Genomic DNA, 1,572 nt, shown 5'->3' with positions numbered 1-1,572 from the left:
GAACGAGATCCCTGCGGCGCGGCCCCATGTCTCGGACCGGCGAGTCACGCCCCAGTCGCCGTCGACGCGACCGCGCGGGAGTGGGCCCCGTGCGGCGACGCAGTGGACCAGGAGGAAGAGCTCCAGCCGCTCGGGGCTGCGCAGTAGGTGACGGAGAGGGCCGGGCCGCGTGACCAGGCGAGGGCCGGGGACAGTGTCCTGAACGAACGCGCGCCGGATGGGGACAGCACGGCTGGAGCGCTTGGACTCGTCCAGCAGCATCCGTATCGTCTCGCCCTGGCTCACGACCTTGTCCCGCTTGAGCACGGTCAGTTCGGTGTTCACAGGCCCAACTATGCGCTCCAGGCAGGGCGGTTCGGGTGCCGGATACGGGAGCGCACGCCCGGCCGGACGCCCGCTCAGCTCGGCTAGTCGGAAAACATGAGATAACAGATGACCCCGATAGGAAACTTTTGTTCACCAAAAGCCGCAGGCAGGCCCGCATCTGATGCTCGGAACCCTTGCGTGTTCAGCTTGCGATCTATGGCGTTCTAGACGTCAACATTTGACAATTTCATCTCATAACTCTGTGCTCGGGAGGAGACGACCCACGAGTGGGTCCCGCATCGGCCCGGCTGACCTAGACGACGTCCGCCCGCCCGTGCCGACAGCACGAGGCCCAAGGCCTTTTGAAGGGAGGGCCCGGGGTCTGGCGCGGTGGGGAGGGAGCAGGCAGAGGCTTCTCAGTAGTCGTCCCGTTCGGAGGGCGGTCCGTACTGCTCGATGAGGTCGCAGGTGCAGGTGCCGCCGCCGTACAGCGGTTTGTCGCACTCGGCATGGTGGTGCCGCACCGGCGGCTTCGGCGGCGAGGGCCGTACGGAGCCGCCCTTCGTCGGCTGGGCCGGGACAACCTGGGCGGTCGGCGCCGATGCCGCGCCCGCCCAGTCGACGCCCAACTCAGCCAGGGCCGACCGCTGGTCCGCTGTGAGCTTGTCCCGCCTCGCGCGGGTGTTCGATACCCACACGCCCAGCTTGACGGACACCGGTTCCGCTTCGCCGTTGACCACGATCTCTTCGCTGTGGCCGCGCGGTACCGGCCGCTGGCCTTCCCGTTCCACCCACTGTGCGAGGGCTGCCAGGCCGCGCTGGAACGCCTGCTGCGCCTTGCTCGGGCCCTTCGTCGCATGCGTGGCCGCCGGGGCGCCAGACGGCGCCTCAGCGGGCTTGATGCCCAGCCTGGACAGTCGCTCCCGCTGTTCGTTCGACAGCTGCGCCCATGTACCCGGCTGGGTCTGCCGCTGGAGCCACCGTCCGATGTCGTCGCCGTCCATCAGCACCCCAGGTGCGATGTCTGGCAGGTGGCCGTCGGCGTCGACCAGGTCGGCGAGGACGCGGTAGTGGCGTTGCCAGTCCAGCGGCCAGGGGCAGTTCCAGTCCGGGTCGATCTCCGCGAGCTGCGCGGCCCGGGTCTGCGCGCGCTGCGGGTCCTTGCCGAGGCCGTCCTTCCGGCGCAGGTTGGCCATGTGCTGCCCGACCGGGACTAGCTCACCTTCAGCGTCTCCCCACACAGCGTCCTGCCTCGGGGCCATGTGC

The 1,572-nt window shown here is 69.1% G+C and carries 2 protein-coding genes; both read right to left on the bottom strand.

The annotated features are described in order from the left end of the window. Positions 1 to 324, bottom strand: a 324-nt coding sequence (locus ACZ5CR_RS44835) for a hypothetical protein (protein ID WP_468869341.1), incomplete at its 3' end; no start/stop codon positions are given. Positions 325 to 722: 398 nt separating this feature from the next. Further along, positions 723 to 1,572 (bottom strand): helicase associated domain-containing protein (locus ACZ5CR_RS44830; RefSeq protein WP_468869339.1); only part of this gene is annotated, 850 nt, incomplete at its 5' end.

Source organism: Streptomyces sp. NPDC031274, assembly GCF_055570235.1.
This window is presented reverse-complemented; position numbering and strand designations above follow the sequence as displayed.